Consider the following 17,348-nt stretch of genomic DNA (forward strand, 5'->3'; position numbering starts at 1 on the left):
ACCCAGGGATCCTGGGTGGACGAACGGTCAGGCGTTGACGAAGCCACGGGTCAGCCGGTGCCTATCGACCTAGAAGTCCTCGACACCCGCGGGCTCGGCCACAGGGGCGGCGGCCTCGCCCTCGGCCGGGGCATCGACCGTCGGCACGACCCCGAGCTTCTCCAGGATCCGCTTCTCCAGCTCGTTGGCCAGATCGGGGTTGTCCTTGAGGAAGTTGCGCGAGTTCTCCTTGCCCTGACCGAGCTGGTCGCCCTCGTAGGTGTACCAAGCGCCGGCCTTGCGGACCAGGCCCGCCTCGACACCGACGTCGATCAGGCCGCCCTCGCGGGAGATGCCCTTTCCGTACATGATGTCGAACTCCGCCTGCTTGAACGGCGGGGCCACCTTGTTCTTCACGACCTTGACGCGGGTGCGGTTGCCGACCATGTCGGTGCCGTCCTTGAGCGTCTCGATTCGGCGCACGTCGAGTCGCACCGAGGAGTAGAACTTCAGCGCACGACCACCGGTCGTGGTCTCGGGCGAGCCGAACATCACGCCGATCTTCTCGCGCAGCTGGTTGATGAAGATCGCGGTCGTCTGCGAGTTGTTGAGCGCTCCGGTCATCTTCCGCAGCGCCTGGCTCATCAGGCGGGCCTGGAGACCGACGTGGCTGTCGCCCATCTCGCCCTCGATCTCGGCGCGGGGCACGAGCGCCGCCACGGAGTCGATGACGATCAGCGCGAGCGCACCGGAGCGGATCAGCATGTCCGCGATCTCGAGCGCCTGCTCACCGGAGTCGGGCTGAGAGACCAGCAGCGCGTCGGTGTCGACGCCGAGCGCCTTCGCGTACTCCGGGTCGAGCGCGTGCTCGGCGTCGATGAAGGCGACGATGCCGCCGGCCCTCTGCGCACTGGCGACCGAGTGCAGCGCAACCGTCGTCTTACCCGACGACTCCGGGCCGTAGACCTCCACGACCCGACCTCGAGGCAGACCGCCGAGACCGAGGGCCACGTCGAGCGCGATCGAACCGGTCGGGATCACCTCCAGCGGAGCCCGGGTCTCATCGCCCAGCCTCATGACCGATCCCTTGCCGAACTGCCTCTCGATGTTGGCAAGAGCGGCGTCCAACGCCTTCTCGCGATCACCTGTCGCCATGTTCTTTCCTTCCTGAGGGGCAGACTTCTTGCCCCTGCCTGCCGCTTGTCCACGTGTCTTCGTCGTCATCAAGGCAGACGCTAGACGGGACCACCGACAGTTTTGAACGGGACCCTCTGGCACGGTGTCTCACGACTGATTCTCTGGGTCGATCGCAGACACGAACCACGCTCCACCTACCACCACACACTAGCCCGAACAAGCGTTCGATGTGAACACCTGTTCGGGCGTGTCGGGAGTGGCCGACGCCTCAGTGCGACGGGGTCTCGACCTGCTCGACCGAGGCGGGGTCGGCCCTCATCTCGTCGGCGACGGCGACCGAGAGCCCACCGAGCATGAAGGCGATGATCACCGCGGCGAGGGCACCGGTGGAGAAGGCCGGAATCAGGCGACGTACGCCTTCCGCGACCGGCTCGGCACCGTGATAGGCGTGCGTGAGCGCATGTCCCTTGCCCCGCTGGAGCAGGTATCGGTTGACCGGGAAGGCAGCTATAAAGGCCACCGTGAGGGCGATCATCATCCCCACCCAGAACACGACGTTGACCAGGCCGGCGTCCATCGCGCCCGGGATGAGCGCCATGACCAGGTTGTCGACCAGCTCCATGGTCGCGATCGAGAGCGTGTCGGCCGCGAGCACGACACTGAACGCCGCACCGACGGCCAACCCGGACCTGAGCAGCGGCAGGGTGGAGAGGGTGTAGCCGAAGGCGAACGCGAGCGCGACGGCCAGGGCGATCGTCCATCCGTTGCTGAGCCCGATCGCCGTGCCGATCATCAGGCCGGCGATCTCGCCGATCGCACATCCGGTGAGGCAGTGCAGCGTGGCGCTGGCGGCCATCGCGTTCACCCCGCCGTGCCCAGCATGGTCACCGTGGCCCTCGTGCGTCGAATGCTCGTGCCCAGCGTGGTCGTGCCCAGCATGCATGTGCTCGTTATGCGACTCCATGTCGCTCCCTTGCTCGATCTTTGGTTCTCTTTCCGGCCCGACCCAATTCATACCCCATAGGGGTATGAAGCACAAGCGAGATCCGATGAGGAGCGGACTTTGTCCGGAGGCGAGCGACTCCATAGGGTGAGCGGTGTGTGGACGGCAGCGCGACGACGACGGCGGACAGCTGGCGTCGTTCCGCGCGCCGGGATACCGATGGCCGTCGTGGTCACGGTTGCCGGCCTGCTGGCGATGCATGCGCTGAGCCTGCACGGCACCGGCACGGACGGCGAGCGCGGGACGCTGAGCCTGCCCGCCGCCCACGTGGAGCACATGCACGGCCTCGACGCCGATCTCGGAGCGGGCGAACCCACCGGCCACACCGGCGGCGACGGGCACACGACGATGATGCTGTGCGCGGCATTCCTGCTCGCCGCCGGCACGCTGCTCCTGACAGGCAGGTCGAGGAGCATCCCGCACTGGTGGCGCGCAGCAGCCCGAGCCCGGTCCCGGGCGACCGGGTTCCTCCCTCTTGTCACGCATCCCGCGACCGGCCCGCCACCGGTGTGGGCGTACTCCGTCATCAGGTGCTGAGCGGCCCTGACCACTCACGGCCCGCGGCGACAATCGCCGGCCGCGAGTGGGTCAGAGATGCCCGAAAACAGCACTTGACAAGGAGAAACAACAGATGCGTACGCAACGTCCCCTGATCCGCGCGGCATGGGCAGCCACCGGCCTGGCCGTGCTGCTGACACTGTCCGGCTGCGGCGGCGACGACGAGGCCGAGCGCTCCCAGGAGCTCTCGGAGACCGAGCACAACAAGGCAGACGTCGCCTTCGCGACCGACATGATCCAGCACCACGCCCAGGCGATGTCGATGGTCGACCTGACCATGGAACGCGACCTGGAACCCGAGGTCCAGGAGCTGGCCGACGCGATCCGCGCGGCCCAGAGCCCGGAGATCGAGACCATGTCCGGCTGGCTCCAGGAGTGGGGCGAGGAGGTCCCCTCCACGATGCGGGACCACGTCAACGGCGGCCACGAGGGCCACGGCGGCGAGGAGGGCAGCATGTCGGACTCGATGGAGGGGATGGACGACGACATGCCCGGCATGATGTCGGGCGAGGACATGGAGTCCCTGGAGAAGGCCTCCGACGCCGAGTTCCAGGACATGTGGCTGGAGATGATGGTCGAGCACCACGAGGGCGCGGTCGAGATGTCCGAGACCGAGCAGGACAAGGGTCGCTTCAAGCCGGCCGTCGACCTGGCCGGGACGATCATCGAGACGCAGGCGACCGAGATCGACACCATGGAGAAGCTCCTCGGCTGAGGAGCCGGGCAGGGCCGCCTCGCGGTCCTGCCCGCCCAGCCGGCTCAGGCCGAGCGCCGAGCCACGTACGCAGCCCCGAACAGCACCACGACCAGCAGGATCGTGCCCAGAGCGAGCGCCGGATATCCGGCCAGGTCGACGACGACCCCCGAGACGGCTCCCGCCGCGGCAGCGGCCACGCCCATGATCAGATCGGCGGTGCCCTGCACGTCGGCGCGTACCTCGATCGGGGTGTGGTCGGCGACCGAGGTGGCCGCGGCGATGGTGGCCAACGACCAGCCGAGCCCGAGCAGGAAGAGGCCGATGAAGATCCGCGCGGAGCTGCCGTCCGGCGCCGCGGCGCACAGGATCAGGGCGATCAGGAGTACGCCTCCTCCGGCCGCCATCACGTCGGGCCGCCCGACCCGGTCGGCGAGCCAGCCGCCGAGCGGGGCGAAGGCGAACATACCGAGCACGTGGGCGCTGATCACCAGCCCGATGACCTCCAGGCCGGCGCCCCCATGCTCCATGTGCAGCGGGGTCATCACCATCACCGCCACCATCGTGGCGTGCGCCGCGGCCTGCCCGGCCACCGCCGCCGCCAGCGCGGGCCGTTCCCGGATGACGGCGAGCGCGCGCCGCCAGCTCGTGCCCTTCGCCTTCTCCGCGGGCGGAGCGCCCTCTCGGGCGACCAGCAGCGGATCCGGCCTCAGGAACACCCCGACCACCAGCGCCGCGGCCAGCATCGCGACCGCCCCGAGCGCGAACGGCCCGGTGAGCACCGGGATCCCGACCGCATCGGTGAAGAGCTCGGCGACCCCGGTCAGGTTCGGTCCGAGGACCGCGCCGAACGTCGTCGCCCAGACCACGATCGACAGCGCCCGGGCGCGGCTTCTCGCGGGAGCGAGATCGGTGGCCGCATAGCGCGCGCCGTTGTTCGCCGCGGTGGTCGCACCGAGCAGGACCGCACCGACCAGCAGCAGTGTCATCGAGCCGACCACTCCGGCCAGCACCGCCAGCAGTCCCCCGGCAGCGCCGAGCAGGTAGCCCGACATCAAACCGAAGCGGCGTCCGCGCGCATCCATCACCCGCCCCAGGACGTACGCGGCCACCGCGGCACCCAGCACCTGGGTCGTCTGCGAGAGACCGGCCATCGACTCCGAGCCGGACAGGTCACGGGCCAGCAGCGAGGCCGTCGCGATGCCGATGGTGATGCCCATCGCGCCGACCGCCTGGGTGGCGACCAGAGTGAGGATGGTGCGCTTCTGGACGGCGGCCACTGAGGCCGGAGCGACCAGTGTCACCGCTCACGCGCCGGCAGCTCCAGGGCCTTCCAGACCGCGGCCCAGACCTCCTTGGGGGCGATACCGTCCTCGAGCGCTTCCTGGGCCGTACGCCCACCCAGGTCGCCCATCACGAACTGACGCGCCCAGGCTCGCGCGTAGCCCGCGCCGAGCGCCTCGTCCATCCGGGTCCAGAACTCCGTGTGCCTCATCGCGCCGAATGCTATCGGGCGATCTCAGGGCCGTCGACGCGCAAGGACGTCGAGCCATACGTCGCCGAGTCGCCCGTCCGCGTGGCCGACCTCGATGATCTCCCAGCCGGCCTCCTCCAGTGCGGTCCGCAGTGCGGCCTCGCGCCAGTAGACGAACAGCCGCGGCGCCTCGACGTTGCCCCGGTTGGTCCATTCCTCCCCGTCGCCCTCCTTCAGCGACACGTGGAGGGAGCCGCCTGGGCGGGTCACCTCGGCAAGCCGGCCGAGCACGGTCCCGAAGTCATCGCGGGCAACGTGCAGCAGCGTCGCCGAGGCCCAGACCGCGGCGTAGGGGACGTCGGGGTGGACCGGGTCGCGGAGGTCGTCGGTCAGCGGGTCCAGGCAGGCCGCGGCGTACCCCTGCTTTCTCAGGTGCGCCACGAATCCCTCGGTGATGTCGGTGCGCCGCACTCGCACTCCCCCGGCTTCGAGGGCCTTCGCGTCGTGACCAGGACCGCTGCCGATCTCGAGGACGTGGTCACCGGGCTCGAGGTCGGCCAGGAACCGGTCCAGGAGCGAACGGGTCTCCTCCGATACCGAGGTGCCCTGGACGTACGTGGCGACGTTGGCGTCGTAGGCCGCGACCGTCGCCTGCTTGGCGGCCGAGCGTACGTCCCAGAGGTGGTGGACGACGTCATGGAGGTGGTAGCGACCCAGCGTCTCGACGCTGAACACGTCGCCGTTGGACCGGATCCCGCGGCGACCCCAGGCGTCCGGCGGCACCTTCTCGTAGGTCGCGGCCGCCAGATCGGCGGCATCCATCAGCTCATCGGCGACGACGTCGGGGTCCAGGCCCGCGTAGTCGGACTCGCGAGCGGTGGCGTCCTGGTCCCAGTTGGCGAACCGCGGCTCGTCCTCGGCCAGCATCAGCGCCACCCGCTCGGCGAAGAGCCGGTGCACGTCACGCACATGCGCTGCGTACTCCAGCACCGACCACACCACCGGCCGCGGACGCTCGGCGGCGTTGTCTGCGCCGAGGTAGATCTCCCAGTAGGTCGCGTTGTCCCGGATCATCTCCGGGAGCCGGTCCGCGGTCACCTCGCCGGCCACGAAACCACACTCCGGGCACGGCCTGTCGAGAACCCAGGTCCAGTCCTTGGTGTCAGGTTCGATCGCGTCGTACGTCATGCGTCCATCTTGACGGTCGAAGGACTCCGCGACGAGCGAGATCCTGCCTATGAGACGCGACTTGCGGTCAGGTGAGCAGGAGCGAGTCCAGCCGCCGCCGCACGATCACGAGCCCGATCGCACCGAACGCCAGCAGATAGACCACCGAGACCAACGACCCCCACGACGGCACCCCGAGGGTCAGCTCGCGGCAGAGCACGACACCGCGGTAGAGGGGCGTGACCTCCACGACCCATCGCAGCCACTCCGGGTAGGCCGTGACCGGGAAGAAGGTGGCGCTGAACAGGAACATCGGCATCATCGCCAGGGTGACCTTCTCGAAGTCCTGCCAGGAGGTCATGTACGTCGTCAGCGCCATGCCCACGGCCCCGAACGCCGACCCGATGAGCAGCGCCGCCGGCACCACCAGGAGCGCCCACCACGAGTGGACCAGGTCCATCGCCACCATGATCAGCAGGAACGCGGTGACGTAGATCGCGCTGCGCAGCTGGTTCCAGAGGATCTCACCGATCGCGATGTCGACGGTGCGCAGCGGGGTGGCCAGCATCTGGTCGTAGAGCTTGTTGTACTTCAGCTTGAAGAAGAAGTTGAACGTCGCGTCCAGCAGCGACCCGTTCATCGCCGAGGCCGCGATCATCCCGGGAGCGACGAACTCGCGGTAGTCCACCGGCTTGCCGGCGTACTCGAAGCCGACCACCATCGCGCCCACGCCGATGCCGATCGAGAACAGGTAGAAGACCGGCTCCAGGAAACCGGTGAAGAACACCAGCCAGGCGCGCCGATAGACCAGGATGTTGCGCCACAGCAGCAGCCGGGCGGCCTCGCCGCCCCGCAGCGGCCGGGCGACGGTGGCGCCCACGGCAGCGGTGAAGAGCGCCATCTCAGGAGACCAGCCTCTCGCCCAGCTTGCGCACCGCGAGCCACCAGCAGAGGCCCGCGAGCAGCCCGAGGTAACCGACGTGGACGGCCGCCAGCGCCCAGTCGATCTCACCCAGTGCGAGCATCCGGGTCAGGTTCACGCCCTGCCACAGCGGCGAGGCCATCGCGACCTTCTCGAGCACCGGTCCGAGGTTGGCGACGGGGAAGAACGTGCCGGAGAACAGCGTCAGCGGGATCATCCCCAGCCGGAAGATCAGCGCGAAGGACTCCTCGCCCTTGATCGAGAGCGAGAACAGCAGCACCGGCGTCCCGAAGGCCAGCACGACCAGCCCCTGCACCAGCCACGCCGTCAGCACGCCCCACCACGTCTCGAAGACCCCGAATGGGGCCAGGACCAGCAGGAAGATGCCGCAGGCGAACAACGTACGCAGCATCAGGAAGCCCAGCTGGGCCAGCACGATGTGGGCGGGGGTCAGCGGCGAGGCGATCATCGAGAAGTAGATCCGCTGCCACTTGACCATCCCGTAGACGGGATAGGTCATCTCGGAGAAGGCGATCGTCATCGCGTGGGCCGCGACCATTCCCGGCGCGACGAACGCCAGATAGGAGTCGGCACCCTCCAAGGCGGCCGGATCGGACTTCACGAAGCCCCCGAGCAGCACGCCCAGCGCCAGCACGTAGAAGAACGGCGTCACGAAGGTCGTGATCACCCCGCCCTTCCAGGTGCGCGCGAGCACCGTGAGCCAGTAGTCGCCCATCCGCAGCGCGCCGGCGACCAGTCCCGAGGGCGCCGTCGGCCGGGTGGCCGGTCCCGAGTCGGCGTAGTCGGTCATCAGTCCACCAGGGTCCGACCGGTGAGGTGCAGGAAGACGTCCTCGAGCGAGGAGCGCCGGACCAGTGTGGCGACCGGCGCCAGGTCGCGGCTGTGGACGGCTTCGATGACCGCCTCGCCGTCGTCGCTGTAGAGCAGCAGCCGGTCGGGCAGCACCTCGATCCGCTCGGCGAGATCCTCGACCTTGGCCGCCAGCACCTCGTGCTCGCCGACGCCGAAGCGGAGCTCGGCGACCTCGCGGGTCGAGTGCTGCTGGATGAGCCCCAACGGCGTCCCGTGGGCCACGATCCGCCCCTGGTCCATCACCACCAGCTCATCGCACAGCTGCTCGGCCTCGTCCATGTAGTGGGTGGTCAGCAGCAGGGTCACGCCCGCCTGCTTGAGCCGGAACAGCCGGTCCCAGATGACGTGGCGAGCCTGTGGGTCCAGGCCCGTGGTCGGCTCGTCGAGCACCAGGATCTCGGGTCGGTTGATCAGGCTTCGGGCGATGGTCAGCCGTCGCTTCATGCCACCGGAGAGATCCTCGACCTTCGCCTTGGCCTTCTCGGTGAGCTGGACGAAGTCGAGCAGCTCCTCGATCCGACCCTTCACCTCGGCTCTCGGCAGGCCGAAGTAGCGGCCGTAGACGAAGAGGTTGTCGTAGACGTTGAGCTCGACGTCGAGGGTGTCCTCCTGCGGACACACGCCGAGCCGCGCCTTGATCCTCGGCCCGTCCTTGGCCGGATCCATCCCGAAGACCCGCAGCTCACCTCCGCTCGGTGGCGAGACGCAGCAGATCATCCGCATCGTCGAGGACTTGCCGGCGCCGTTGGGCCCCAGGAATCCGAAGGCCACGCCGGGCCGGACGGACACGTCGATGCCACGCACCGCCTCGAAGTCGTCGAACGACTTGCGCAGCCCACGCGCCGAGATCATCAGGTCTTCACCCACGTCGGCAAAGACTAGATGGGTGCACCGACAGTTTCGACCGAGTTCGGATCAGTGCTCAGCAAGCTTACTGGCCCTGCTGCCTCTGGCGCCGGTTGTAGTCGCGCATCCGCTGCGGCACGCCGACCACCGCGGCGTCGTAGGAGGGGACCTGGTGCTTGTTTGCGAACTTGTGCGCCCACTCCGCCGACGGCACCCGCCGCCGGGTCCACTCGCCGTCATGGGCGACCAGCAGCAGGGTCACCTCGCTGACGACGGTGCGCGGCTCGACGAACCCCTCGACGCCCCGCCGGGTCTGGACGAACTGCTCGAGATGCTTCTGGTCGGTGGAGTCCGCGGCGCGCACCCTTGTGGATCCGGTGTAGCTCTCGCCCGTCGGACGGCTCATGCGCGTCTTGCGGCGTCGGAAGCGATCGAACAGGCTCACGCCTCAAGTTTGCATCCCTGTGCCCAACACGGGTGGAGTTCTCCCTGGATCGTCGGCCCCGATAAACCTGTTGGGCGGCCGCTCCGTGGTCGCTTATGTTGGACCCTTTGACCCCGCGCCCATCGAAACCTGCCGCCGACGGAGAAGCGATGAACCTGCCATGCCCATAGACGACCTCGGCGCAGAGCGCGAGCATCTGGCCGCCTGCCGACAGGATCTGGCCCGGATGCGCCGCAAGGTGGAGTCGCTGGACTCCTCGACCGCCGGCAACTGGGTCAGCGCCGAGATCCTCGACGCCACCCTCGCGCACCGGCTCGAGCAGCTCGCCGACGACCCGGACATCCCGCTCTTCTTCGGCCGAATCGACCGGAGGGCCACCGGGACCGAGCGCGGCGCCGAGTCGTTCCACATCGGCCGGCGCCATATCTCCGACAGCGCCGGAGACCCGATGGTCGTCGACTGGCGCGCCCCGGTCAGCGTCCCGTTCTATCGGGCCTCACGGACCGAGCCGATGGGTTTGACGCGGCGGCGGCGCTACGGGTTCTCCCACGGGAACCTGACGGCGTTCGAGGACGAGTCGCTCGCCGAGGCCGGCCCCGCGGAGGAGCACTCGGCGATCCTCGAGGCCGAGATCGAGCGGCCGCGCGTGGGGCCGATGCGCGACATCGTGGCGACCATCCAGCCCGAGCAGGACGTCCTGGTCCGCGCCGACCTGGCCCAGACGATCGTCGTGCAGGGTGCGCCGGGGACCGGGAAGACGGCCGTGGGGCTGCACCGGGCGGCGTACCTTCTCTACGCCCATCGCGACCAGCTCACCCGGCGCGGCGTGCTGATCGTCGGCCCCAACTCCTCCTTCCTGCGCTACATCCGCGACGTGCTGCCCGCGCTCGGCGAGATCGAGGCCAAGCAGGCGACGATCGCGGAGCTGGTCGCCATGCATGGCGCACTCCGGGCGGAGGAGCCCGCTCAGATGGCGGCCCTGAAGGGCGACGTACGCATGGCCGAGCTGCTCCGTCGAGCGGTCTGGTCCCACGTCGGTGAGCCCAGCGAGGCCCTGGTCGTCCCGCGCGGGTCGCGCCGGTGGCGGGTGCCCTCCTACGAGGCGCGGGAAGCGGTGGAGGGGCTGCGGGCCAACGACCTGCGCTATTCCGCTGGCCGCTCGCTGCTGCCGCGAGCCCTCGCGCACCGGGTGCTGGTGCAGATGGAACGCTCCGGTGACTCGCCCGATGACCGGGTGCACGACGCGGTCGCGCGGGTCAAGCCGGTCAAGGACTACGCCGCCGCGCTGTGGCCCGACCTCAAGCCGGCGAAGGTGCTCTTCCGGCTCCTCACCGACCGGGAGTGGCTGGCGGAGGTAGCTGACGGGATCCTTTCGGCCGCCGAGCAGGACCTGCTGGCCTGGGAGAAGCCGGCGCGCTCGGCGGGCGCGGCGCACTGGTCGCTGGCCGATCTGGTGCTCCTCGACGAGATCGCGGACATCCTCGACCGGACGCCGTCGGTGGCCCACATCGTCGCCGACGAGGCCCAGGACCTCTCCGCGATGATGCTGCGCGCCCTCGGCCGCCGTTCGACCACGGGGTCGCTGACGATCCTGGGCGACCTGGCACAGGCGACCACGCCGTGGGCGTCGAGGTCATGGTCGGACGCCTTGGGTCATCTGGGCAAACCCGATGGTCATGTGGAGCAGCTGACCCGCGGGTTCCGGGTGCCGGCCGACGTGATCGCGTACGCCGCCCGCCTCCTCCCCCACATCGCCCCCGATCTGGAGCCGCCGGTCGCGGTTCGCCGGGCTCGCGGCGACCTCACCTTCACCTCGGCGCCGGTCGTGGAGGCGCTCGCGCCGGCCCTGGACCGGCTGGGCTCGGTCGGGCTGATCGTGCCCGACGCGGCGCTGGAGGCGGCTCGCACCGAGCTCACCGAGGCCGGGCTGGCGTTCGCCGAGGTCGGGGTCGCCGAGGACGAGGAGACGGAGTTCGACGCCCATCTCGACCTGGTCCCGGCGTCACTGGCCAAGGGACTGGAGTTCGACCACGTGGTCGTCTCCGAGCCGGCGGGGATCGTGGCCGCCGAGCCCGACCGCGAGACCGGGCTGCGCCGGCTCTACGTCTGCCTCACCCGCGCGGTCTCCTCCCTGGTCGTACGCCACGGTGCCGCCCTCCCCGAAGAGCTCAGCCCCGATGACCTCAGCCCCGATGACCCCGCTCCGAGGAACTCAGTGGCGATCCCGGACGTGTTGGTGCGAAAGTGAGCGCATGATCGAGACCCGACCGGACCCGCTCGAGAAGGCCGAGTGGCCGCTGCACACCGAGCGTCTCGTCATCCGCCGCTTCGAGCCCGTCCACGTCGAGCCGACCTGGGCCTTCCGGAGTCTTCCCGAGGTGACCGAGTGGGTGACGACCGAGTTTCCTGACATCGACGCCTATCGCCGAGTCTTCGAGCTCCCTGATGTCGCGGAGAGCGGCCTGGTCATCGAGCGCGACGGCACCGTCGTGGGCGACCTGATGCTGCGGGTCACCGACCCGTGGTCGCAGACCGAGGTCCGCGACCAGGCGATCGGCACCCAGGCCGAGCTCGGCTGGACGATCGACCCCGTTCACCAGGGCAAGGGCTACGCCACCGAAGCCGTACGTGCCGTGATGGACGTCTGCTTCGGCCCGCTCGGCCTGCGCCGTGTCATCGCCGAGTGCTTCGCCGACAACGTCGCCTCCTGGCGGCTCATGGAGCGCCTCGGGATGCGGCGGGAGGCGCATACCGTCAAGGAGTCCCTGCACCGCACGCGCGGGTGGCTCGACGGTCTCTCCTACGCGATCCTCGCCGACGAGTGGGCCGCTAGGCGCTGAGCCCAGATGCGCCGAGTGCGGCCTCGATCGCGGCCTCGCAGTGCAGCCGGGTCGTCGGGAACAGCGGCACCGCCGCGTACGTCTCCATCGGCAGGAGCAGCTCGATCTCGGTACATCCGAGGATGACTCCCTCGCAACCGTCGGCGACGAGCCGGTCGATGACCTCGAGGTAGTCCTGACGGGAGCTGTCCAGGAACGTACCCAGGCACAGCTCCTCGTAGATGATCCGGTGCACCGTCGCCTGATCCCGTTCGCCGGGGACGACGACGTCGAGACCGTGGCCACGGAGCCGGTCGGCGTAGAACGGCTGCGACATCGTGAACCCGGTGCCGAGGAGCCCCACGCGTCCGACCCCGGCCGCACCGACCGCTGCCGCCGTCGTGTCGCCCAGATGCAGGAATCGATCTCCGTACGCCTCCTCCATCGCCCCGGCCACCTTGTGCATCGTGTTGGTGGCCAGCACGATCACCTCGGCCCCGGCGTCACTGAGCGTGGCCGCCTCGGCCGCGAGGCGGGCCCCGGCCCGCTCCCATTCGCCGGAGGCCTGCATCTCCTCGATGTCGGCGAAGTCGACCGAGCGTACGAGCAGGTCAGCCGAGTGCAGCCCGCCGAGCCGTTTCGCGGCGATCTCGTTGAGGAGGCGGTAGTACTCCGCCGTCGACTCCCAGCTCATCCCGCCCAGCACGCCGATCCGTCGCATGCGACCAGTGTCCCCGGGCGGCCAACTCGGGCCGGGAGCCATTCACCGATGTGCGGCCAGGACCCTCGCGAGGCCGGCTCGTAGGTCCTCGACGAAATACTCCGGGACCTCCAGCGAGGGGAAGTGTCCGCCGCGTTCGGGCTCGTTCCACCTCACGATCTGCCGGTAGCGCTCCTGAGCCCAGGGGCGCGGACACTTCTCGATGTCGCGGGGATACATGGTGATCGCGGACGGGACGTCGACCCGGAGCTCGGGGTCGAGCGAGCTGTGGCTCTCGTAGTAGATCCGGCCCGCCGACGCGCCCGTCCGAGTCAGCCAGTAGAGGGTGACGTCATCGAGGATGCGGTCGCGCGAGATCGTCTCGAACGGGCTCTCCTCGGTGTCGGACCACTCGGCGAACTTGTCGAGGATCCAGGCAAGCAGACCCACCGGTGAGTCCACGAGCGAGTAGCCGATGGTCTGCGGCCGGGTCGCCTGCTGCTTCGCGTACGCCCCACGCGGGCCCGCGTAGAAGTCGCGGGTCTCCTCGGTCCACCTGCGCTCGAGGGCGGTCAGCCCGTCCGTGGACAACCCGGGTGGTGCGTCCGCGAACGTGGAGTGGATGCCGAGCACGTGCTCGGGGAACCTGCCGGCGAGGACGGTGGTGATGTTGCCTCCCCAGTCACCGCCGTGGGCGAGGAACCTTTCGTAGCCGAGCCTCCCCATCAGCTCCACCCACGCGGAGGCGATCTTCTCCGTGCCCCACCCGGTGGTCGCCGGTCGGTCGCTGTAACCGAAGCCCGGCAACGACGGAGCCACGACATGGAAGGCCGGCGCGGCCGCCTCCGACGGATCCGCCAGCTGGTCGACCACATCGACGAACTCGGCGACGCTGCCGGGCCAGCCGTGCGTCAGGATCAGCGGGGTGGCGTCCGCACGCGCGGATCGGCGATGCAGGAAGTGGATCCCCAGGCCGTCGATGGTCGTACGGAACTGGCCGATCCCGCTGAGCCGCTCCTCGAACGAGCGCCAGTCGTAGTCGGTACGCCAGTAGTCGACCAGGTCGGTCAGGTCGGCGAGCGGAACGCCCTGCTCCCAACGATGGGCGCCGGCGACGCCGCGCACCGTCTCGGCCTCCGGCAGCCGCGCCGCGGCCAGACGAGCGCGAAGGTCGTCGAGCTCGGCGTCGGCTGCGCGTGCATCAAAAACTCGTACGTCGCTGTTCGGACTGGGCATCGGACCTCCTGATGTTGTCGCTGAACCATCATAGACGGTTCTAGCATGCATCGAGAGACGCAGCAACCGGCTATGCTGGTTCCATGCCTGATGGACTCCCCGACTTCCGCCTCGGCACCGTGCTGGCGACGAGCTTCACGGGGACCCTCTCGGAGCGTCAGGGCGACCCCGTGGAGCGCATCCCCACCCCGCAGCGGCTCGTCGACTGGCTGGCTGTGAACGATCTGGCCGTGGACTCCTGCACCGCCAGTCAGCTGGAGCTCGCACGGGAGCTGAGAGAGTCGATCCATCTGGTCGCGACCGCGGCCGCGCTCGAGGATCCTCTCCCCGCCTCCGCCGTCCGGCTCATCAACGACCGCAGCGCCGCGGGCCGGGCAGCAGCAGCCCTGACGCCCGACGGAAATCGGCGTTGGCAGCTCGGCGCATCCTCTGCCGTGACAGATGCGCTCGGCGTGATCGCCGCTGACGCGATCAGCATCATCGCCGGCGAACGAGACGGAAGGCTGGCCCTGTGTGCCTCTCCGACCTGCCGGGCCGCCTTCTTCGACACCAGCCGAAGCCGCACCCGAAGATGGTGCGACATGAACACGTGCGGCAATCGCGAGAAGAAGGCACGCTTCAACGCCAACCACCCCAAGCACGCCAGCCCGGCAGAATGACGTTCGGCGCCCACGGGCCAGGCTCTCCCGCGGTCACCCGTCCACATCTGGATCCCTCCCAGATCGGTGAGCCCCTGTTGGAGATGGATCACCAGAGGCAGACATGAGCGACACACCGGCCCGAAACACGCCGCGGGTCACGACGTGCGACACCGACGAGAAACTCGCCGCGGCCAGCATCCTGTTCAACCAGTACCGGCACCACTATGGCGAGCCGCCGGACGAGGACGAGCGCACCCTCGGCTGGCTCACCGACATGGTCCGGTCTGGCCTGCTCACCGTCTACACGGCATCGGTCGACCCGGCCGACTCACCTCCGATCGGCCTGGCGACCAGCCACGCCGTCCCCGCATCCCTGGCCATGGGCCGGACGTGGCAGCTCCGTGACCTGTACGTGCTCACCCGGTCCCGCCGACAAGGAACGGCGGCCGCCCTGGTCGACGCGGTCCGAGAGGCAGCACTCACGGCGGGCGCAAGTCGACTGACGCTAGTTACGGAACCCGACAACCAAGCCGCGCTCGGCCTCTATCGACGACTGGGTTTCAGGCCCGTCGAAGGTCTGGCATCGCTCAGTCTCGACCTCCCTCCCCGAACGATCAGGGAGCAGTCGTGACCGCAGCCTGACCGGAGAATGCGTCGGCGCTGCAGGCTGTGGAGAGGTCCTCGAGCGAGGATCCTCGAGCACCACACACCGACACTGATCGAGACTCGTCTCCCGCGCGCACCACGAAGCGTCTACTGCTCAGTCGGGATCGGTGAACGAGATCGGCTTCCCCACGGCACGGGCATATGCGATCTCCCTGCTCGTAGACTCACCGACATATCCGCCAGGGTTGACGACCAGAACCCGGTCAGCCAGGTCGATCTTGCGCAGGTGGAGAGCGTCCAGCGCGACCTTCTGTTCCTCGGTGACCGACCCGTCCGCCTCCCCCGGCGCGACGACGATGACACCCGCAAACGTGAGATCGCGGTTCGCCGTACGCATCTCCTCCACGAACCGGGTGGAGCCGCAGATGCAGACGATCTCAGGTCGGTCGGGCACAGCTCAGTCCTTCGGTTCTTCGGTCCTTCGAGCAAGCGCGAAACATCAGTGTGCGCGTCGACATCAAGGCAGGCGCACGAGCCGACAGTCAACCAGCGACATGGACGCCGCGGGGGCGCACCACCGCAAGCAGGAGCCGCGCGCCGCAGTCGCGGGCACACAGCTCCGCACGCCGGAGTCGCGATCCGGCAACGCGGACTCCATCAAGAAGGACTCTGCGCGGCAGCTCAGTCGACGCGGTCAGCAGACGTGTCCGCGCGTACTGCCCCGCGGGCATGCCGACATGGCCGAGGTACTGGAGCCGGTCCGTTTATGACGGGGCGTGGTCGTCGCCGGCATCGCGTATGGACGGGAGCCGCGGTGGGGTGGGTCTCAGCCGGGGCCGGTTTAGGGCCGTCGGGTGAACCTGATCGTGCCGTCCGGTAATCGCTCATGGGTGTAACCCGGAGCATGAGCGAGTCGGTGGTGATGGGGACAGAGCAGGACTCCGTCCTTCAGGTCTGTCTTCCCGCCCAGCGCCCACGCGGTCAGGTGGTGGACGTCGCACCACTCAGGTGGCATGTCACACCCATCGGCTTGGCAGCACTTCTGCTGCAACCGCAGCGCCTTGCGTTGGATCGGCTGGAAGAACCTGCTGAAGCGGCCGGCATCAAGAACCTGACCGTCACCGCCGAGGACCCAGGGGATGATGGTCGCGTTGCACGCCATCTTCCGGGCCTCCGCCGCCGAGATCGTCGATCCGTTGGTCTCATCGAAACCCAACATGGCGGTGCCGAGCTCTTTGCGGAGCTCCTCCAGGCTGATTACGACGTTGACCACGGTCGCATCCCCACCGTGGTGGGGCAGGGCGTCGGGGTCAATGGTCTCGATCAGCCTGGCGAAGCCCTGTCCCATCATCCGCTCCCACGGCGGCAACGGGGCGCCCTTGGCCACCAGTCGCTGTTTGCGGGGCTGCGCGAACGCCTCGACCTGGGTCTTGAACCGGGCCCCGATGGCGACCGGGAGGACGCCGTCGAACCCGATGGTGCCGTCGCCGTTGTTCCAGACCCGGAGCGCGGTCTTCTGCTGGGCCCGTTCCTCCTCAGCCAACAACGCCTTCGCTTCGGCGTCCTCGAATCGGGCGGGGTCGATCTCGGCCAGGATCCGCCGACCGATGATCTGGAGTTCTTTGGCGGTGAGGCGGGTGGCGTAGTCGACCAGCAACTTCTCCGCCAGGGTCAGGTCCTCGGCGGTGGCGATGGGGTTGGTCTCGATGTCGGCGAGGGTCTTGGTGATCACCCGGGCCTTGTCCTGAGACACGACACCTTCAGCGAGGCCGGCAGCGAGGAGCTCGTACTTGGTTACGGCGGTGGCGAGTTTGATCTGCGCTCGGGCGGCCCCTTTGTCGACCAGGAGCTCGGCACGCATCCACGCGGAGGCGTCCTTGTCGCCGGTCTCTTCCGCGATGTCGCCGGAGACGGCGAGCACTCGGAGTCTCAATGCGGTCTGTTGGGCTGCGTTCTTCTCCAGCCAGGCCAGGGCCGCCTTCTTCTGGGCGGTGGTCCAGTACAGCGGGTCGGTGGCGAGTACCTTGTCGAAGGAGGAGTCGATGACCGCAAGCTCGGTGCCGATGGGGTCGCCGGGGTTAGCACCCCAGTGGTTGGTGCCGCGTTCCAAGCTCATGACTGCCGTCCCCCTTTCAAGGTGTCTTGTAGTGCCTCTGATTCTACCTCGACATGGACCCTGATGCTATCTATTTGTGCAGGTCAGCCGATGTTTTAGCGGTCAGCGAACACGCCCAAACCTGTGGATGGT

General features: G+C 68.7%; 19 protein-coding genes. 6 read left to right on the forward strand and 13 right to left on the reverse strand.

Going from position 1 to position 17,348, the window contains the following annotated elements; all coding sequences use genetic code 11:
• Nucleotides 1–69 precede the first annotated feature (69 nt).
• Complete coding sequence (gene recA, locus ACRDPS_RS22200) at nt 70–1,134, reverse strand: recombinase RecA (protein ID WP_431503838.1); 1,065 nt, start codon at nt 1,132–1,134, stop codon at nt 70–72.
• Nucleotides 1,135–1,384: 250 nt separating this feature from the next.
• A complete protein-coding gene (locus ACRDPS_RS22205; protein ID WP_431503839.1) occupies nt 1,385–2,080 on the reverse strand; it encodes a DUF4396 domain-containing protein in 696 nt (231 codons plus the stop codon).
• Between the two features lie 198 nt (nt 2,081–2,278).
• Here ACRDPS_RS22205 and ACRDPS_RS22210 point away from each other — a divergent pair, with 198 nt between their 5' ends.
• Together ACRDPS_RS22210 and ACRDPS_RS22215 are read left to right on the forward strand one after the other, a co-directional pair.
• Nucleotides 2,279–2,656 carry a hypothetical protein gene (locus tag ACRDPS_RS22210; RefSeq protein WP_431503840.1) on the forward strand — a complete coding sequence of 126 codons (378 nt, stop codon included), beginning with the start codon at nt 2,279–2,281 and terminating at the stop codon, nt 2,654–2,656.
• A gap of 94 nt (nt 2,657–2,750) precedes the next feature.
• Nucleotides 2,751–3,392: a DUF305 domain-containing protein gene (locus tag ACRDPS_RS22215; RefSeq protein ID WP_431503841.1), complete on the forward strand. Its 642-nt coding sequence runs from the start codon at nt 2,751–2,753 to the stop codon at nt 3,390–3,392.
• Between the two features lie 44 nt (nt 3,393–3,436).
• On the opposite strand, the gene ACRDPS_RS22220 is transcribed toward ACRDPS_RS22215, so the two are convergent.
• The 7 genes from ACRDPS_RS22220 to ACRDPS_RS22250 all read right to left on the reverse strand — a co-directional run bounded on the left by ACRDPS_RS22220 (nt 3,437) and on the right by ACRDPS_RS22250 (nt 9,098).
• Nucleotides 3,437–4,675 carry an MFS transporter gene (locus tag ACRDPS_RS22220; RefSeq protein WP_431503842.1) on the reverse strand — a complete coding sequence of 413 codons (1,239 nt, stop codon included), beginning with the start codon at nt 4,673–4,675 and terminating at the stop codon, nt 3,437–3,439.
• Nucleotides 4,672–4,866 carry a DUF3046 domain-containing protein gene (locus ACRDPS_RS22225; protein ID WP_431503843.1) on the reverse strand — a complete coding sequence of 65 codons (195 nt, stop codon included), beginning with the start codon at nt 4,864–4,866 and terminating at the stop codon, nt 4,672–4,674. Before ACRDPS_RS22225 ends, ACRDPS_RS22220 begins: the two co-directional genes overlap by 4 nt.
• Nucleotides 4,867–4,890: 24 nt before the next feature.
• Nucleotides 4,891–6,033: an SAM-dependent methyltransferase gene (locus ACRDPS_RS22230; protein ID WP_431503844.1), complete on the reverse strand. Its 1,143-nt coding sequence runs from the start codon at nt 6,031–6,033 to the stop codon at nt 4,891–4,893.
• A 67-nt stretch (nt 6,034–6,100) separates the two neighbouring features.
• Nucleotides 6,101–6,913, reverse strand: a complete 813-nt coding sequence (locus ACRDPS_RS22235) for an ABC transporter permease (protein ID WP_431503845.1) — start codon at nt 6,911–6,913, stop codon at nt 6,101–6,103.
• Between the two features lies 1 nt (nt 6,914).
• The gene (locus ACRDPS_RS22240) at nt 6,915–7,745 is read right to left on the reverse strand and encodes an ABC transporter permease (RefSeq protein WP_431503846.1); all 831 of its coding nucleotides are present in this window, start codon (nt 7,743–7,745) and stop codon (nt 6,915–6,917) included.
• Nucleotides 7,745–8,674: an ABC transporter ATP-binding protein gene (locus tag ACRDPS_RS22245; RefSeq protein ID WP_431503847.1), complete on the reverse strand. Its 930-nt coding sequence runs from the start codon at nt 8,672–8,674 to the stop codon at nt 7,745–7,747. The genes ACRDPS_RS22240 and ACRDPS_RS22245 overlap by 1 nt, the downstream gene beginning before the upstream one ends.
• A gap of 64 nt (nt 8,675–8,738) precedes the next feature.
• Nucleotides 8,739–9,098: a hypothetical protein gene (locus ACRDPS_RS22250; protein WP_431503848.1), complete on the reverse strand. Its 360-nt coding sequence runs from the start codon at nt 9,096–9,098 to the stop codon at nt 8,739–8,741.
• A gap of 160 nt (nt 9,099–9,258) precedes the next feature.
• On the opposite strand from ACRDPS_RS22250, the gene ACRDPS_RS22255 reads away from it, so the two are divergent.
• The gene (locus ACRDPS_RS22255; protein ID WP_431503849.1) at nt 9,259–11,346 is read left to right on the forward strand and encodes a HelD family protein; all 2,088 of its coding nucleotides are present in this window, start codon (nt 9,259–9,261) and stop codon (nt 11,344–11,346) included.
• 4 nt (nt 11,347–11,350) lie between these two features.
• The gene (locus ACRDPS_RS22260; RefSeq protein WP_431503850.1) at nt 11,351–11,938 is read left to right on the forward strand and encodes a GNAT family N-acetyltransferase; all 588 of its coding nucleotides are present in this window, start codon (nt 11,351–11,353) and stop codon (nt 11,936–11,938) included.
• Here the strand turns inward: ACRDPS_RS22260 and ACRDPS_RS22265 are convergent.
• Nucleotides 11,928–12,638, reverse strand: coding sequence for an aspartate/glutamate racemase family protein (locus ACRDPS_RS22265; RefSeq protein ID WP_431503851.1), 711 nt, complete (start codon nt 12,636–12,638; stop codon nt 11,928–11,930). The genes ACRDPS_RS22260 and ACRDPS_RS22265 overlap by 11 nt on opposite strands.
• 42 nt (nt 12,639–12,680) lie before the next feature.
• The gene (locus ACRDPS_RS22270) at nt 12,681–13,853 is read right to left on the reverse strand and encodes an epoxide hydrolase (RefSeq protein ID WP_431503852.1); all 1,173 of its coding nucleotides are present in this window, start codon (nt 13,851–13,853) and stop codon (nt 12,681–12,683) included.
• A gap of 83 nt (nt 13,854–13,936) precedes the next feature.
• Here ACRDPS_RS22270 and ACRDPS_RS22275 point away from each other — a divergent pair, with 83 nt between their 5' ends.
• Both ACRDPS_RS22275 and ACRDPS_RS22280 read left to right on the forward strand, forming a co-directional pair.
• Complete coding sequence (locus tag ACRDPS_RS22275) at nt 13,937–14,512, forward strand: CGNR zinc finger domain-containing protein (protein ID WP_431503853.1); 576 nt, start codon at nt 13,937–13,939, stop codon at nt 14,510–14,512.
• 103 nt (nt 14,513–14,615) lie between these two features.
• On the forward strand, nt 14,616–15,125 hold the full coding sequence (locus tag ACRDPS_RS22280; RefSeq protein ID WP_431503854.1) for a GNAT family N-acetyltransferase: 510 nt from the start codon (nt 14,616–14,618) through the stop codon (nt 15,123–15,125).
• A gap of 129 nt (nt 15,126–15,254) precedes the next feature.
• Here the strand turns inward: ACRDPS_RS22280 and ACRDPS_RS22285 are convergent, their stop codons facing one another.
• Nucleotides 15,255–15,554, reverse strand: a complete 300-nt coding sequence (locus ACRDPS_RS22285; RefSeq protein WP_431503855.1) for a hypothetical protein — start codon at nt 15,552–15,554, stop codon at nt 15,255–15,257.
• Between the two features lie 387 nt (nt 15,555–15,941).
• Nucleotides 15,942–17,216: an HNH endonuclease signature motif containing protein gene (locus tag ACRDPS_RS22290; protein ID WP_431503856.1), complete on the reverse strand. Its 1,275-nt coding sequence runs from the start codon at nt 17,214–17,216 to the stop codon at nt 15,942–15,944.
• Nucleotides 17,217–17,348 lie beyond the last annotated feature (132 nt).

The sequence above is a fragment of the Nocardioides sp. genome (assembly GCF_050699375.1).
Taxonomy (GTDB): Bacteria; Actinomycetota; Actinomycetes; order Propionibacteriales; family Nocardioidaceae; genus Nocardioides.

Excerpts from the sequence above, each read along its gene's own strand:
- recA (WP_431503838.1), bottom strand. The coding sequence starts at position 1,134 with ATGGCGACAGGTGATCGCGAGAAGGCGTTGGACGCCGCTCTTGCCAAC.
- ACRDPS_RS22205 (WP_431503839.1), bottom strand. The coding sequence starts at position 2,080 with ATGGAGTCGCATAACGAGCACATGCATGCTGGGCACGACCACGCTGGG.
- ACRDPS_RS22210 (WP_431503840.1), top strand. The coding sequence starts at position 2,279 with ATGGCCGTCGTGGTCACGGTTGCCGGCCTGCTGGCGATGCATGCGCTG.
- ACRDPS_RS22215 (WP_431503841.1), top strand. The coding sequence starts at position 2,751 with ATGCGTACGCAACGTCCCCTGATCCGCGCGGCATGGGCAGCCACCGGC.
- ACRDPS_RS22225 (WP_431503843.1), bottom strand. The coding sequence starts at position 4,866 with ATGAGGCACACGGAGTTCTGGACCCGGATGGACGAGGCGCTCGGCGCG.
- ACRDPS_RS22230 (WP_431503844.1), bottom strand. The coding sequence starts at position 6,033 with ATGACGTACGACGCGATCGAACCTGACACCAAGGACTGGACCTGGGTT.
- ACRDPS_RS22235 (WP_431503845.1), bottom strand. The coding sequence starts at position 6,913 with ATGGCGCTCTTCACCGCTGCCGTGGGCGCCACCGTCGCCCGGCCGCTG.
- ACRDPS_RS22240 (WP_431503846.1), bottom strand. The coding sequence starts at position 7,745 with ATGACCGACTACGCCGACTCGGGACCGGCCACCCGGCCGACGGCGCCC.
- ACRDPS_RS22255 (WP_431503849.1), top strand. The coding sequence starts at position 9,259 with ATGCCCATAGACGACCTCGGCGCAGAGCGCGAGCATCTGGCCGCCTGC.
- ACRDPS_RS22260 (WP_431503850.1), top strand. The coding sequence starts at position 11,351 with ATGATCGAGACCCGACCGGACCCGCTCGAGAAGGCCGAGTGGCCGCTG.
- ACRDPS_RS22265 (WP_431503851.1), bottom strand. The coding sequence starts at position 12,638 with ATGCGACGGATCGGCGTGCTGGGCGGGATGAGCTGGGAGTCGACGGCG.
- ACRDPS_RS22270 (WP_431503852.1), bottom strand. The coding sequence starts at position 13,853 with ATGCCCAGTCCGAACAGCGACGTACGAGTTTTTGATGCACGCGCAGCC.
- ACRDPS_RS22275 (WP_431503853.1), top strand. The coding sequence starts at position 13,937 with ATGCCTGATGGACTCCCCGACTTCCGCCTCGGCACCGTGCTGGCGACG.
- ACRDPS_RS22280 (WP_431503854.1), top strand. The coding sequence starts at position 14,616 with ATGAGCGACACACCGGCCCGAAACACGCCGCGGGTCACGACGTGCGAC.
- ACRDPS_RS22290 (WP_431503856.1), bottom strand. The coding sequence starts at position 17,216 with ATGAGCTTGGAACGCGGCACCAACCACTGGGGTGCTAACCCCGGCGAC.